A 12,357-nucleotide genomic window follows, 5' to 3' on the forward strand; every position below is an offset into this window, starting at 1 on the left:
TATCTGGCGCAGTAATATCTGTTACATTGCCATGACTGTCATAAACATAACTGTATATTCCTCTTGGAATACTCATGCTTGCCAACTGATTAGTACCAGCAGTGTAGTTAAACAACAATTGCTGCCCGTCTGGCCGAGTGATGGTTGTTAGCTTACGGTCTCGGTCATAATCGTAAGTCGTAGCAGGATTGGTAACATCTGCTACATCTGGCGGGGTATAGCTTGTTTCATGGCCAACACCGTTGTAATTAAAATAATGTGTTGGCTGGCCAGGTGGTGTGAGAGATACGAGATTGCCATTGTTGTCGTAGCTTTGTTCTAATATTCTGCCATCGTGATAGGTAATTTTACTTACTCTGCCCATCACATCGTATTCAAATCCAGTGACTTGCTGCTCCGCATCGGTAATAGATGTTAGTGCTCCTTTGCTAACCTGATCATTGTAGTTATAGCTTGTTATCCTATCGCCACTCGTTGCAGAAGTCAGGCGACCTCTACTGTCATATTGATAACTGATAGGCTCTAATCCAGCAATTTGTTGACCAGTTTGAAGCCCTGTTAATGGATCCCATTGAGAAGTAGCCGTTCTGCTTTCTGGTGAAGTAATTACTTGTTGGCCAGTTTTAATATCGACTGATACCGTAGATGACCTACCGTTGTTAGTCAGAGTAACTGTTGATTTACTGGTGTCGGTTCCTCCTTCTGCATAAGTTTTATTTATTTGAACACTGCCTTGCTTACCACTTGGCAGAGCGACCGTTATTGTTTGTGGAATTTTTCGTTTGGTTTTTTCATCAACTACATTATCTATCACACTTTGTATGCCAGATAATTTATATGTTTCTTTGAACCCATCTGCTTGGGTTATTTTTTCATACGTACTATTGTCAGCAAAAGTTGTGATTATTTTACGATCACCATTTAGCAAATATGATAACTGAGACTCATAAGTATTATTTTCTACCGTTGAATATCCGTAAGTAAGTATTTTAGTCAACTCATCTTTAGCACTGTAGAAACTCCATTTGCCTCCTTCTGGATCTTCGCTATCAATTATTCGGCCAGAGCTATCAAAGCTTTTGGTAAAAACATTATTGAGCGTATCAGTTTCTTCAACCATCAGTGCATTTTGGTAAACAAAATCATAAGATGAACTGTCGTCATATTCCGCACGTACCAAATAAAAGGGTCGGTGACACATGCGAATCGTTATCATTTGCCACCGACCCCATTTACTTCACCTAGCCTCCCATATAAAACTCCAAATTACCTATTGCTGAGTACTTAACTTGCTAACAATAGACAAAAGCCGCTGGTCATCAGGTTTCAATGCCAATGCTTTTTTATACATATTAAGTGCTTTTACGTGGTTCCCACGTTTATTAAATGTTTCTGCTAAACTGTCATACGCATTCCATGACTTTGGAAAACGTTTCACCGCTAGTTTGAATACACTCAAAGCCAGTTCAACTTTGCCAGCATTAAGCATCGTATACCCGAAACTATTAAGAAAACCTTCCGAATACTCCAAACTATAATCAATACTGTAGTCAGGCAACAACAAGGCCTTCTCTGATAGTTCATACAACCGCTGCTTATTCGGCTCAATATACTTTTCATCTATAAGCCATGATATTTCTTCTACGAACTCGTTTATAACTGGATAATGTTTGTAGCCATTACTGAGAACCGATATACATAGTGCATCTTGTTGCCAACAGCGAATAGCAGACACGCCACCGCCAGAAAAGCCAAACGCTGAGCCATCTTCGCTACCATAACTAGCTAACCCGTGTAAAAAGCGATAAGAGCTATCGATATACTCAAATGGAGACAACATCAAGGACAAAGTTTCCGGAGCTAGTAACTTATTCTGCTGAAAGTCAACAAGCCAACGAGTTAACTTCGCACCGCTAATACTGATTCCATTGCCCGCTAACCCTCGGGTTTCACCATTATATGTAGAACGTTTATATACTTTTCGCCCTTTATCATATATATATTTAGTTAACCTTTTTGGAATCGCTTCAGTATCGCAACTTGAAAAAACAATACCGTCCTCTTTTCCATAAAACTGATTATCGACAATGTACTTTTGTAGCGATTTGTTAGACAGTTTTTCAATTATTCTGGCAAGAATCCAATAGTTGGTCTGGTTATAGGAGTGCTTTTTTCCTGCTTCAAACTCGATAGGCAAACTCACTATTTTTTTCCACACCTCTTTGTTACTTATGTCTTCCTTGTTTTCGTAGAAAATAAAATTAGGGATTCCTGAAGAATGACTGAGTAGGTGTTTTATTTTGACATTTTGCCAACTATCAGGAGCAGAATCGATAAACCTTTTTACTGGATCTTCTAGTGATAATTTTTCCTGCTCTAGCAACTGAAAAATTGCTACATTAACCAGCATCTTGGTAGCACTATATAGTCTAAATGCGTCATCTTTTGTTACGTAAGCCTGATGTTCTATTGATGAAACACCACTCTGTTTATTAAATACAAGCTCTCCATTTTTGATGATTGAAACAGATACCCCTGGGACACCGTGAATCTTCATTTTTGAATCTATGTATGCTTCTAACTTTTTGTTACATTCAGAGTCGCAAAACTCAGCCGAATATGCACTAGACAGCATCCCTAACAAAGCAACGATTGTGACAGTAAGCTTTTTTTTCATAATTGTTTAGTCTCATTTAAAAAGAACAGAATGTTCGTTTAGTTGTTCTAACTAAATATGTCGAAAAAACAGGCTAAAAGTTTGAATAAATTTTTAAAATTATAAAAAATTGCTGTTAGCCAAAGTCTCACCGATACAAAAGTACATAGGTAATAATCTCGATATCAAATACATTACACTCGTAAAAGAATATCTTGCAGTATAAGTGTCAAACGTTCTTGATCTGGTGACAAATTGTTTTAGCCTTTAAACTAATGGCAGTAAAAGCTCCAGCAAGAGTACGGCAACGCTATGCTTCTAGTCCTCAAAAAAAACCTCACTTCCCGAGCATCAGGGCATTTAGGTACATTCACTCTCAAGTAGAAAGTACACTTTCTAAGAAATAAATACTTAAAGCGGGAAACTACCTGCACGTTGATCACTTAAGCTGGCCAACATTTAACAACCGTGTACCAAAGTGTGTACCACAAATTTAAAACTCTGACGCTGCTATTTTTATAATATTTGAAATCGTTGAGAAAATTTTCTCAGGCAAAGCGCCCAGCCTAAATCAATTTAATTGAGAAATTCTTATGTGACAGGCCAAAAAAATGATGACTAAATTTAAGTAGGTGAAATCCTAGGCCGTATACAGGATTACGTACCACTTTTACTTGTAACAACATGATAAGAAAGTATTTTACAAAACCAACTACTTATATCATATAGCTCAAGCGGTTGCTAAAATTTGATGTTCTACCGCATAAACCGCTTTAGTTTAGGTATATGTGGAGTGAACAGTTAGCCACAAAAAAGCCCCAACATTTCTGTTGAGGCTTTTCTTTGAATTTGGTGAGCTGACACATAAGCCGGGTTCTGTATCTCTTCCGAAGAAAAGTGACAATCATTCGTCTAGGCCTTAAATCGCTCTAAGGCTCAAGCAACCTACCCGGTTTCAACGCGAGCCACGCCATATGAAACCCTATTTGGTCTTGCTCCGGGTGGAGTTTACCCTGCTGCCAACTGTTACCAGCGGCCCGGTGCGCTCTTACCGCACCCTTTCACCCTTACCTGTGCTGTTGCCAGCCATCGGCGGTCTTCTCTCTGCTGCACTTGTCGTAGGCTTTCGCCCCCCAGACGTTATCTGGCACCCTGCTCTTTGGAGCCCGGACTTTCCTCCCCTTTACCTGTCTATCCGAAGATACAACGGTAAAGCAGCGATTGTCTGGTCAACTCACAGCGCATTTTATATTAATTGCTACCTAGCGCCAAGCAATACCTAACGAAATGTGCGATTAACCATTTTTCAGCGACATGGCTAAATCGTATAAGGTGTTCTTTTTAACATCATACAGTTTACCCGCGACAGCACAGGCTTTTTTCGGTGGTAGCTCCTCAAGTAAAATGCTCAACGCTTTTTTAGCTTCATCTGGCACACCATCGTCTTCACGTACTTTGCCTTCAATGATAAGCACCATTTCGCCTTTGAGTTGGTTAGGGTCTTCGTTAAGCCAATTTAACATGTTACCCGCGGTATCACTGTGGACAGTTTCAAATGTTTTAGTTAGTTCACGTGCAATAACAATTTGTCTCGATTCACCCAGCACAGCAACGATATCGGCTACCGTATCAATCGCGCGACGCGGTGCATCATAAAACACCATAGTGCGCGATTCGTTGGCCAGCTCTGTTAGTACTTTTTGTCTCGCGCCAGATTTTGACGGTAAGAACCCTTCAAAAGTAAACCTGTCTGTCGGCAAACCAGAAACAGACAATGCTGCAATGGCCGCGCACGCTCCGGGTACAGGAACTACCTTGATATCAAGCTCTCGCAAATAGCGAACTACGTGAAACCCTGGATCGCTGATTAGTGGCGTACCAGCATCTGAAACCAGTGCAATAGATTTACCTTCTTGCAGTTGCGACGCGATATATTCTTGACGTTGGCGTTCATTATGATCATGCAGAGATATCGTATGATTCTTAATAGAATAAGCAGTCAGCAGTTTCTGTGTATGACGAGTATCTTCACAAGCAATCATATCTACTTGCGATAACACATCTATAGCGCGCTGACTTATATCAGATAGATTACCAATTGGCGTTGAAACGACGTAAAAAGTACTTGGGTTCACTTGTGTTGTGTTCATAATGGCGAAGTAAGTTGAGAGTCTGCTAGATGACGTTTATTATATGCTCCTATTGTAACGCACGGAATTTCGATTTGTGAGTCTTATTAAGTTTAAAACCTCTTTTTCATCATTAATTTGCTCGTTATTTTGCGTTCTCATCATTTCGAGTTGTGCTACTCCGAAGAAATCCGTATCACCTAGCGCTTCCAAAAGCCCAACAGATAACGCCGTTACCACTGAAAACGCCGATTATTATCTAGCACTTGCGCAACAAGAAAGTACACAGCAAAATCTTGCGAATAGCATTGCGGCAATGACCAGTGCCACAACACACCTTATTAAGGAAGGTCGATTACATCAAGGAATATGGCTAAGTAAACAAACACTCGCCATTGCTAAACTCCCGAGTCAACGCATGACATTACATCTGAACATTGCAAAGGGACTATTTTTGACAGGGCAAACTGAAGCAGCCTACGATGCTTTAGTTGCGACAGAACGACTCAATAAAGAAAGCTCTGTTTCGCTACCTGCTGATTATTTTCAGTTGAAAGCGGATGTGCTTATTACATTGGAACAATCTGTACTGGCCATTGATGCACAACTTCGAGCGTTTGCGCTAAGTATTTCTGCCAATGAACAGGATATTGAGCAACTATGGCAGCAAATTAGTCCGTTAGCTCAATGGGAAATGACCAAACTTGCAAAGCTGTCGCCGCCCTATATCGATGGCTGGCAAGCGTTGTATCACTATGCCAACCGATACGGCCATAACAGTGCTCTATTGTCTCAATACTTAACACAGTGGCAACGCGAATATCCAGCGCATCCTGCTCAAGCTTTATTGCCTAATTTCGCAAGCAATATGGCAACGCCTCAGCCGATTAATAAAATTGCTGTAATTTTACCTTTGTCCGGCAACCAACAGCGCGCGGGAAAAGTGGCACAACAAGGAATTTTAGCGGCCTTTGAGCAAAAGCCAGAACGTCAAATTACCTTCATCGATTCAGCACAATTAGACATAGCAACCTTGCCACAACTTTTGGCAGAAAAAGAAATTGAATTTGTCATAGGTCCGCTACTAAAGCACAACGTTGATCATTACCAGCAACTCGAAGAGCTTACTATACCTACGCTATTCTTGAACCTTCCATCAACGCTGCCACTTGCGCCACATCACACGGCGATTTCTATGCGCCCAGAAGATGAGGCTATTCAAGCTGCAAATACCTTAAGCCAGCGTGGATTCAAATCTCCTTTAGTTATTAGCCATAAAGATCCCGTGATGCAACGAATCGCCTCAACATTTGTTAATCATTGGGCGCATATTACCGGCACGAAGCCCGATTTGATCTATATTGACTCTAGTGCTGACATGCAAAAAGCGCTAAAGGAAAGCTTAGAGATAAATGATAGTGAGGCACGAATTAAGGCAATCGACAGCCGTGTAAATCAGAATATAAAATTTGAGAAACGCAATCGTCGAGATGTAGATATGGCCTATTTAATCGGTTCACCAACTGAGACGCGTCTTATGAAGCCTTTTATTGACGTAAACACGAGTACGTTTTCAGAAACGATTCCTGTGTTTGCCAGTTCACGTAGCCATAGCATCCACGCAGATTCAAGTGACACTAGAGATTTAGAGGGATTAGTATTTACTGAAATGCCTTGGCTTTTGGCCAGCAGTCAGCAAAATACAGCTTTGCTTGCGCTAACTCAGCAATTGTGGCCAGATCGTTCAGACTCATTACAACGTATCTTTGCCATGGGTTATGATAGCTATCAACTCGTCGATAAGCTTCCTGCCATGCAAGCTAATAGCTATGTAAGGCACTATGGTCAAACTGGTGTTTTAAAGCTGAACACGCAAAATATTCTGACAAGAAGCTTAATTTGGGGGCGATACTCGCGTAGCAATGTTCAAGAAACTGATATGGAATAGTCAATCTAACACCAAGGATTGGGGGGACTTTTGGGAACAACAGGCCGAGGCCTATTTAGCAAAGCAGGGTGTTTCCTGTTTAGCGAGAAATTTTAGTTGCCGCTTTGGTGAAATCGATTTGATTGTTCAAGACAATGAATTTATTGTGTTTGTTGAGGTCAAATACCGACAAAGCGCCACATATGGTGGTGCAATTAACGCAATACCAATACGAAAACAGCAAAGAATTGTAAAAACCGCAACATTTTACCTGCAAAAAATGAAGCTTAATGCATATAATACGGCTTGTCGTTTTGATGTTGTGGCAATTCAAGGGACAAAAGAATCACCACAAATTACTTGGCTGAAAGACGCCTTCAATGGAGTTCAATGAACAAATGTTAGATCGCATTAAAGATAATTTTACCGAAAGTATTCAGACCAAAATCGCTGCTAGCGAAGCGTTGGCGGCTCCCATCGAACAAGCAGGTATGATCATGGTAAACAGCTTGCTTAATGGTCATAAAATATTGTCATGCGGTAACGGGGGCTCGGCAGGTGATGCACAGCACTTTTCCTCGGAACTCCTTAATCGTTATGAAACAGAACGTCCAAGCTTGCCAGCTATCGCACTAACAACCGATAGCTCAACCATTACCTCAATTGCCAACGATTACCACTATGATGAAGTGTTTTCTAAGCAAGTAAGAGCGCTTGGTAGCCAAGGCGATGTCTTGCTAGCGATTTCAACCAGTGGTAACTCAACTAATGTGATTAAAGCAATAGAAGCTGCTGTCGCACGAGATATGCCTATCATCGCCCTTACGGGTAGAGATGGTGGCGATATCGCAGGTTTGCTTGGTGAGAATGATGTAGAGATACGTGTTCCGTCAGCAAGAACGGCACGTATTCAAGAAGTGCACTTGCTTGTTATACATTGTTTATGTGAAATTATTGATACAACCTTGTTCCCTCAAGAAGCATAATAAATTATGAAAAAATTACTCATTACATTAAGTACTATAGGTATTTTACAAGGCTGTGCAGCGGCCGCTGTCGTCACAGTAGTTGGCGGTGCGACCATGGCCAATGATAACCGCACATTAGGCAAACAAATAGATGATCATGGCATTGAGTTTACTGCCCATGCACGTTTGTCTGAACACAAAGGTATCAATGAGAATACTAACCTTCAGGTAGTGAGTGTTAACGGTAAGGTGTTAGTTGTAGGACAAGCCCCTAATGCTTATCTGCGCGATGAAGCAATAAAGATTTTAAATAAAGTTGAAGGTATTGAGCATATCTTTGATCAAATACGCATCAGCAACAAAACCTCATTTACCACGCGCAGTAACGATGTCTGGCTGACCTCCAAAGTTAAAACGGCATTGTTTAGCAGCGACAAGATAGATGCCACAAATATTAAAGTGGTTACTGAAAATGGTGAAGTATTTCTTATGGGCTTAATTACTGGCGCTGAAGGTGACGAAGCGGTCAATATCGCACGCCATGTCGGTGGAGTTAATCGCGTATTTAAGATGTTTGAATATATCAATTAACCTAATACCTATCCGTATAGAAATAAAAAAGCTCGGTTAACCGAGCTTTTTTGTATTTGGCTATTATACCAATCCGTATAAGAGATTGGTATAAAGACAGCAAGCTTTAACTCACTGCATTATTCAAGTACCTATTTAACAACGGTAAGACTTGGCCTACCTTTTGTTTTTTCTTTTAGCGATTCACCACTATCTTGAGTATCTTCATCGTCTGACGCTTCTACTGCCGATAAATGCTGCTCAGCACTGTCCTCTTCAGCAAACGTGTCTTCAATCGCTAAAGACGTGCCAGCGCCATTTTCTTTTGCGTAAATAGCTGCAACTGCGCCAAAAGGTACAGTCAAATGTTCTAACTGACCACCAAACCTAGCGCTAAACTGTATTGCATCGCCAGCCAAAGAAATTGAACCAACGGCTGATGAAGAGATATTAAGCACTATTTGACCATCGTTTACATATGCCATGGGTACCAACACCCCTGTTACACTTACATCAACAACAATGTATGGTGTTAACTGGTTGTCCGATATCCAGTCATAAAATGCCCTAACAATATAGGGCTTATTCGAGGTCATAGAGATATTCATTATGCAGAATTTCCAAAACGCAATTCGCGTTCTGCTTCTGTCAATGAAGCTTGAAACGACTCACGTTCAAATAGCTTAAGCATGTATGACTTGAACTCTTTAGCACCTTGACCTGATAATTCAATGCCCATAGCAGGTAAACGCCATAAAAGCGGTGCCAAGTAGCAATCCACTAAGCTAAACTCTTCACTCATGAAGTAAGGAGTTTCAGACACTAAAGGTGCAACACTAAGTAAGCTTTCTCTTAACTCAGTACGCGCTTTTTCAGCTTCATTTGCCGGACCATTAAAAATCTTATCGGCCAAAGAATACCAGTCTTGTTCGATGCGGTGCATCATAAGACGGCTACGACCCCTTGATACTGGGTAAACAGGCATCAATGGTGGGTGTGGAAATCGTTCATCAAGGTATTCCATGATGATTTTCGCTTCATACAACGCCAATTCACGGTCAATAAGAGTCGGCATAGTACCGTATGGATTTAAATCAATTAAATCCTCAGGTAATTTCGCCGGATCTACGATGTGGATATCAACGCTAACGCCCTTCTCAGCCAAAACGATACGCGTTTGATGGCTATACATCTCATCTGCAAGAGAATAAAGGGTCATAACTGAGCGTTTGTTTGCAGCAACGGCCATTTTGCCTCCAAAATTAATAACTAATAAAAACTAACAAAGGGGGCATTAGCCCCCGTAAATAAATTCAGCTTGTGCTGTCAACTAGTGTACGTCTCGCCAATATTCTTTCTTAAGTAAATAAGAGAATATAAACAAAATCACTAAGAAACCGATTACCCAGTATCCTAAGTTTTGACGTTCTAGTTTGTTTGGTTCACCAACATACTCTAAGAAGTTAGTGAGATCACGTACAAACTCATCATATTCTTCAACAGACATTGAACCACCTGTCGCAGGGGTTAAATTTCCGTTTTCATCCATTGTTTGTACACCTTGCAAGTTTTGTAAAACATGCGGCATACCAACATCTTTGAATATCTTGTTGTTAACGCCAAATGGACGCTCTGGATCAACATAGAAAGAACGTAAGTAAGTATAGATCCAATCTGGACTTCTTAAACGTGCTTCTAATGTTAAGTCAGGTGGCGCAGTACCAAACCACTTTGCCGCTTCTTTTGCTGGCATAGTGTTTTTGATATGGTCACCCGGCTTTTCGCCTGTCGGCATCCACTTCGCTTTACCTTCTTCTTCATCAATGCCAAGGTCAGCAAACGTACGATTGTAACGCTGATATTGAAGCTGATGACAACCTAAACAGTAGTTCAGGTAGTATTCAAAGCCACGTTTCAATGATTCCTTATCAGTTAAATCATTGTTGGCTTTGTCTAATGGTAAACTAGGACCTGCAGCAAGTGCCAAGAAAGGCACTAATGCTAAAATAGTTATAATTAACTTTCTCATTATTCTGCGATCCTCTCTGGTACTGGCTTAGTTTTTTCTGTTTTACTATAAAACCATAGTGCAACGAAGAAGCCGAAATAACCAAATGTAGCGATTACACCGATCAAGTTATTCAAGTCAGTTGCTGGTTTAGTACCTAAAATACCCAATACAATAAAGCTAATTGCAAATTGAATTAAGTTGAATAAGTGCAGCTTGCTACGGTAACGAATTGAACGCACTACGCCTCGGTCGAACCACGGTAACGCGAATAGCATACCAATTGCCGCGAACATTAGAATCGCACCAAATAACTTATCAGGAACAACACGTAAAACAGTGTAGAACGGTCCAAAGTACCAAACAGGCGCAATATGCTCAGGTGTTTTAAGACCATTAGCAGGCTCAAAGTTAGGCGCTTCGATAAAGTATCCACCACCTTCAGGTGCAAAGAACATTACCCAACAGAACAGAATCAAGAACCCAGCTACGCCCATAATATCTTTAACGGTGTAGTACGGGTGAAACGGTACTGCGTCTACGATGTCATACTTTTCAGTATATTGTTTGTGATACTTAAACTTGCTCAATTCTTCAGGCTTAACACTTCCTTTAGGCTTTTTAATATCAATACCTTCTGGGTTGTTTGAACCTACTTCGTGCAACGCAATAATGTGTAAGAAAACCAATACAACAAGTACCAATGGCAATGCAATTACGTGCAACGCGAAGAAACGGTTGAGTGTTGCACCAGAGATAACGTAGTCACCTTTAATCCAAATCGTGAGTTCTTCACCAACTAAAGGTATGGCGCCAAAGAGCGAGATAATTACCTGAGCCCCCCAGTACGACATGTTCCCCCAAGGCAATAAGTAACCCATGAAAGCTTCTGCCATCAAGACCAAGAAGATCAACATGCCGAAAATCCACAATAACTCACGTGGTTTCTGGTATGAGCCATACATTAGGCCACGGAACATGTGCAGGTATACAACAACGAAAAACGCTGAAGCACCTGTAGAGTGCATGTAACGTAACAACCAACCGTAATCAACATCACGCATGATGTATTCAATTGACGCAAAAGCGCCGTCGCCAGATGGTTCATAGTTCATTGTTAGCCAAATACCTGTAAGAATTTGGTTAACAAGCACTAGCATGGCTAATGAGCCAAAAAAGTACCAAAAGTTAAAGTTTTTTGGAGCTGGGTATTGAACAACGTGCTTGTTCATCGCTTCCATCATTGGAATGCGTTTTTCAATCCAGGCTAAGAAATTATCCATTATGCAGCTCCTTGACCAACACCAATTAACAAGGTGTTTTCAGTTGGGAAAGAATGCTCTGGGACAACTAAGTTTAACGGTGCAGGTACACCTTGGAAAACACGACCAGCCATATCAAATTTTGAACCATGACAAGGACAGAAGAAACCGTCAGTCACTCCTTCAACTTTTTCTGCAAAGTCGCCTTTATGGTAAGTAGGTGCACAACCCAAGTGTGTACAAACCCCTAACGCAACCATAAATTCCGGTTTAATTGAACGATGAGCATTTGCAGCATATTCAGGCTGTTGTGCTTCAACAGAATTCGGATCACGTAATTGTTCTTCGTGATTTGCTAATTCAGCAACGGTTTTTTCTGTACGGCGGATTACATAAACTGGTTTACCGCGCCATTCGGCACGAACCAATTGTCCAGGCTCAATTTTACTAACATTGACTTCAACAGGAGCACCAGCAGCCTTCGCACGGGCACTAGGGTTCCAGGATCCAATGAAAGGCACAGCCACACCGACTACACCGACACCACCGACTACAGACGTAGCTGCGGTCAAAAAGCGTCGACGGCCGTTGTTAACGGGCGTATTGCTCATCCAACATCTCCAATTATTATATTAATGAACAAAATAGACGACTACCTGTGCTATTAATAGCCAATAGCTAGATAAATTTTGCTCGATTAAACTTAGCGGTAAAAAATTTTTCTGATCATAAAGAAAAGCCCTATTTTTTACAAGGCAATTCACTTGTTTGTCAGTGGTTAAATCGAAATTTATGACAAAATGTTTCTTAGTACCCACCACAGATGCGAATAATTAT

At 40.9% G+C, this 12,357-nt stretch carries 12 protein-coding genes and 1 other RNA gene; 4 read left to right on the forward strand and 9 right to left on the reverse strand.

Annotation, left to right across the window (positions count from 1 at the left end; all coding sequences use genetic code 11):
• The 4 genes from ACSLUK_RS16055 to rsmI all read right to left on the reverse strand — a co-directional run.
• A partial coding sequence (locus ACSLUK_RS16055) for a hypothetical protein (protein WP_448549695.1) occupies positions 1-1,216 on the reverse strand: 1,216 nt, incomplete at its 3' end.
• A gap of 54 nt (positions 1,217-1,270) precedes the next feature.
• Positions 1,271-2,677, reverse strand: coding sequence for a serine hydrolase (locus ACSLUK_RS16060; RefSeq protein WP_448549697.1), 1,407 nt, complete (start codon positions 2,675-2,677; stop codon positions 1,271-1,273).
• Positions 2,678-3,505: 828 nt separating this feature from the next.
• Positions 3,506-3,893: RNase P RNA component class A (gene rnpB / locus ACSLUK_RS16065), an RNA gene on the reverse strand.
• Between the two features lie 58 nt (positions 3,894-3,951).
• A complete protein-coding gene (gene rsmI / locus ACSLUK_RS16070; protein WP_448549698.1) occupies positions 3,952-4,806 on the reverse strand; it encodes a 16S rRNA (cytidine(1402)-2'-O)-methyltransferase in 855 nt (284 codons plus the stop codon).
• Between the two features lie 76 nt (positions 4,807-4,882).
• Between rsmI and ACSLUK_RS16075 the strand changes: the two genes are divergently transcribed.
• Genes ACSLUK_RS16075 through dolP form a run of 4 tightly spaced genes read left to right on the forward strand, consistent with a single transcriptional unit; the run spans position 4,883 to position 8,271 of the window.
• Positions 4,883-6,733, forward strand: a complete 1,851-nt coding sequence (locus tag ACSLUK_RS16075) for a penicillin-binding protein activator (protein WP_448549699.1) — start codon at positions 4,883-4,885, stop codon at positions 6,731-6,733.
• Positions 6,708-7,106: a YraN family protein gene (locus ACSLUK_RS16080; protein WP_448549700.1), complete on the forward strand. Its 399-nt coding sequence runs from the start codon at positions 6,708-6,710 to the stop codon at positions 7,104-7,106. Before ACSLUK_RS16075 ends, ACSLUK_RS16080 begins: the two co-directional genes overlap by 26 nt.
• 4 nt (positions 7,107-7,110) lie before the next feature.
• Positions 7,111-7,698 carry a phosphoheptose isomerase gene (locus ACSLUK_RS16085; protein WP_448549701.1) on the forward strand — a complete coding sequence of 196 codons (588 nt, stop codon included), beginning with the start codon at positions 7,111-7,113 and terminating at the stop codon, positions 7,696-7,698.
• A 6-nt stretch (positions 7,699-7,704) separates the two neighbouring features.
• Entirely contained in the window at positions 7,705-8,271 is a 567-nt protein-coding gene (gene dolP / locus ACSLUK_RS16090) for a division/outer membrane stress-associated lipid-binding lipoprotein (RefSeq protein WP_448549702.1), read from the forward strand.
• 131 nt (positions 8,272-8,402) lie between these two features.
• Here dolP and ACSLUK_RS16095 read toward each other — a convergent pair whose 3' ends face one another.
• The 5 genes from ACSLUK_RS16095 to petA form a co-directional block, all read right to left on the reverse strand.
• On the reverse strand, positions 8,403-8,858 hold the full coding sequence (locus ACSLUK_RS16095; protein WP_448549704.1) for a ClpXP protease specificity-enhancing factor: 456 nt from the start codon (positions 8,856-8,858) through the stop codon (positions 8,403-8,405).
• Positions 8,858-9,499, reverse strand: coding sequence for a stringent starvation protein SspA (gene sspA / locus ACSLUK_RS16100; RefSeq protein ID WP_448549705.1), 642 nt, complete (start codon positions 9,497-9,499; stop codon positions 8,858-8,860). The genes ACSLUK_RS16095 and sspA overlap by 1 nt, the downstream gene beginning before the upstream one ends.
• Positions 9,500-9,580: 81 nt before the next feature.
• Complete coding sequence (locus ACSLUK_RS16105; RefSeq protein WP_448549706.1) at positions 9,581-10,279, reverse strand: cytochrome c1; 699 nt, start codon at positions 10,277-10,279, stop codon at positions 9,581-9,583.
• On the reverse strand, positions 10,279-11,541 hold the full coding sequence (locus ACSLUK_RS16110; protein ID WP_448549707.1) for a cytochrome b: 1,263 nt from the start codon (positions 11,539-11,541) through the stop codon (positions 10,279-10,281). The genes ACSLUK_RS16105 and ACSLUK_RS16110 overlap by 1 nt, the downstream gene beginning before the upstream one ends.
• Positions 11,541-12,131, reverse strand: coding sequence for a ubiquinol-cytochrome c reductase iron-sulfur subunit (petA, locus tag ACSLUK_RS16115; protein ID WP_448549708.1), 591 nt, complete (start codon positions 12,129-12,131; stop codon positions 11,541-11,543). Before petA ends, ACSLUK_RS16110 begins: the two co-directional genes overlap by 1 nt.
• Positions 12,132-12,357 lie beyond the last annotated feature (226 nt).

The sequence above is a fragment of the Thalassotalea fusca genome (assembly GCF_053485835.1).

Excerpts from the sequence above, each read along its gene's own strand:
- rsmI (WP_448549698.1), bottom strand. The coding sequence starts at position 4,806 with ATGAACACAACACAAGTGAACCCAAGTACTTTTTACGTCGTTTCAACG.
- petA (WP_448549708.1), bottom strand. The coding sequence starts at position 12,131 with ATGAGCAATACGCCCGTTAACAACGGCCGTCGACGCTTTTTGACCGCA.
- dolP (WP_448549702.1), top strand. The coding sequence starts at position 7,705 with ATGAAAAAATTACTCATTACATTAAGTACTATAGGTATTTTACAAGGC.
- ACSLUK_RS16080 (WP_448549700.1), top strand. The coding sequence starts at position 6,708 with ATGTTCAAGAAACTGATATGGAATAGTCAATCTAACACCAAGGATTGG.
- ACSLUK_RS16095 (WP_448549704.1), bottom strand. The coding sequence starts at position 8,858 with ATGAATATCTCTATGACCTCGAATAAGCCCTATATTGTTAGGGCATTT.
- ACSLUK_RS16105 (WP_448549706.1), bottom strand. The coding sequence starts at position 10,279 with ATGAGAAAGTTAATTATAACTATTTTAGCATTAGTGCCTTTCTTGGCA.
- ACSLUK_RS16110 (WP_448549707.1), bottom strand. The coding sequence starts at position 11,541 with ATGGATAATTTCTTAGCCTGGATTGAAAAACGCATTCCAATGATGGAA.
- ACSLUK_RS16085 (WP_448549701.1), top strand. The coding sequence starts at position 7,111 with ATGTTAGATCGCATTAAAGATAATTTTACCGAAAGTATTCAGACCAAA.
- ACSLUK_RS16060 (WP_448549697.1), bottom strand. The coding sequence starts at position 2,677 with ATGAAAAAAAAGCTTACTGTCACAATCGTTGCTTTGTTAGGGATGCTG.
- sspA (WP_448549705.1), bottom strand. The coding sequence starts at position 9,499 with ATGGCCGTTGCTGCAAACAAACGCTCAGTTATGACCCTTTATTCTCTT.